The organism is Reinekea sp., assembly GCF_982785585.1.
Genome location: NZ_CEYAVF010000071.1, coordinates 1 through 2229 on the forward strand (window position 1 = coordinate 1; position 2229 = coordinate 2229).

Consider the following 2229-nt stretch of genomic DNA (forward strand, 5'->3'; position numbering starts at 1 on the left):
AGCAGGCCGCCCCAATGCCAGCGCTTAAGGCCCCTAATTAAGGTCGACGGCATACTGTTTGAGCAAATCCAACGCGACCCGGTCGAGCGCTCGCAAATGGGTTCGGCGTAAAAACACGCGTGGCGCCTTGTCGTCTTTCATGGCCTCCAACCAACGTGCGGCACACATGCACCAGGTGTCGCCCGGCTTTAAGCCGGCAAAGTTGTATTGCGGTACCGGCGTGGACAAATCATTGCCCTTGAGTTGGGAATAGCGCAAAAACTCTTCGGTCGCTTCGATACATACGGTGTGCGATCCGCCGTCTTCATCACTGCTGTTGCAGCAGCCATCGCGATAGAAACCGGTTAAGGGGTTTTCGCCACACGGGTCGAGTGGTTCGCCGAAGACATTCAGGGATGGGTACATAGCCATAAAAAAACCTGTGTAATAGGTGCATCAATAACTCACACCGAGAAAAGACCAGTGTAACTTTTGGTTTCCTTATAAGCCAAGCATTAGGGGCAACGCAGTACCACTATTTTCGCACCGGCCGGACTCTGAGCCAGTAAACGCTGGGCGGCCGCGAGGTCGTCGAAGTTAAACACCCTAGCAACAGGCAGGCTGAGGCGGGCGGCGGCTGCCAGATCGAGATAGGTTTGCAGCTGTGAGCCATTTAGATCCGCCGCTTCGCCTTGATACGAGGTCAGTTCTACAGCGGTAGGGATATCGACACGAGGGTTGAAATTCTCCGGTGACGCAGGTCCGCCAAGGTTGCCCATCCTGCACACCAGCCCACTCGGGCCGACGCATGCCAATGAGTCCTCCAGCGTGCTATCGCCAACCAGTTCCAGTACTCGATCGTAGGGTTTGAAGATGGAGGCGGCGATCTGTGGCGCGACCTGACCATTGTCGATCCAGACTTCGTCGGCGCCGGCGTGAATCAAATTGGTAATCTGATCGCTGGTTCGGGTCGTGACGCCAACCCGTAAGCCTGCCGCCTTGGCCAAGGCCAAGACAGTCAAGCCAATGGTTGAGGTGCCACCTCGGATCAACAGGGACTCGGCATCCGCTATCGCCAAGCCAATGTGCAGGGCCCCGTGGGCGTTGCGCAGTAATGTCGGCAGCGCCGCGAGGACATCCCAGGGCAGCTGGCTGTTGAGCGGGAATAGATCAGCGTGAGGTACCAGGACGTATTCGGCGTAGGTGCCCTCGCTAGGCTGGGACACACCGACCTTTAATGCAGCAACTCGGGTCCCAACAGGCAACTGCAAGCCTCCGGGGTGCACAATTTCACCGACGCATTCTGAACGATCAAGAGCCACGGCTCGCACCCGAATCAGGGCCCAGCCGTCTCTTGGGGTTGGTCTGGGTTGTTCTTGACGCTGCCATTGCGCGCCGCCAGCCGCATCTGTGTTGACCCAGGCGATCATCGCGACGCCTCCGCTGTCTTGCGGTACAACTGTTTGTAAAGCGGAATGAGTGGACTCTTGGTAAGCATCATAAGGACAACTCTCAGTGAGAACGTAAAAGGTCGAGGCAGACTCGCTCTCGAACCAACAGCATCGGTGGCCTAAATAAACTCGCTCAGATGTTGATAACCGCTGACAATTGGAGGTTTTATCGGCCTTAGCAGAAGTTTAGTTCAAAAACGCACGCGTCGAAGACGAATATGAGGGCCGAATTCAGATCCAATACCGGGCCCCTTGGCGACTATGGGCACGCTGTGGGTTGCTTATGCCAAGGCACTTTATGACTCTATATTGGTGTTTATCCGAGTTTCGCTCGATTTCTGTAAATTGAGCCCTATAATCGGACCACTTCTCGTTTTTATCCGCTTTATCAGGAATCCCATGAAAAAGACCTTTAGTTTGACCCACCCCAAAATCAATCTGGCCCGTCGGGTGGAAGCGGTCAAACACGAAATTAAGAAATACCAGACGCGTGAGCGCAAGAAGGCCGTGCCGGCCGATACCGATTTTTGGGATTTTGAGTGCAAATTTGGGTCCAGTGAGCAAGACGCTCGCGTGATCCACGTTGCCGAAATCAACAAGGAAATCGACCAGCTGGTGGCGGCGGAACAGGACACCTTCTATCTGGAGATTATGGCTGTCGGTCGTCAGCGACAGAAGCTTGCGTCGCTTACCCAGCCGGGTGATGACGATGATGATCTCGACGTCACCGGCGAGTAGATCAGTCTGAACGCGGCATAACGATCCCGCTTGCGTCTGCCGCCACTAACACCCGTTCAGC

3 protein-coding genes are annotated in these 2229 nt (G+C 55.3%); 1 reads left to right on the plus strand and 2 read right to left on the minus strand.

Annotated features, from left to right (window positions below; genetic code table 11):
- Window positions 1-33: 33 nt before the first annotated feature.
- Window positions 34-405, minus strand: a complete 372-nt coding sequence (locus tag AC4FIC_RS15065) for a DUF2237 family protein (RefSeq protein WP_273286582.1) — start codon at window positions 403-405, stop codon at window positions 34-36.
- 89 nt (window positions 406-494) lie between these two features.
- Complete coding sequence (locus AC4FIC_RS15070) at window positions 495-1409, minus strand: zinc-binding dehydrogenase (protein ID WP_100256127.1); 915 nt, start codon at window positions 1407-1409, stop codon at window positions 495-497.
- A gap of 420 nt (window positions 1410-1829) precedes the next feature.
- On the opposite strand from AC4FIC_RS15070, the gene AC4FIC_RS15075 reads away from it, so the two are divergent.
- Window positions 1830-2168 carry a DUF6172 family protein gene (locus AC4FIC_RS15075; protein ID WP_227003745.1) on the plus strand — a complete coding sequence of 113 codons (339 nt, stop codon included), beginning with the start codon at window positions 1830-1832 and terminating at the stop codon, window positions 2166-2168.
- Window positions 2169-2229: the final 61 nt, after the last annotated feature.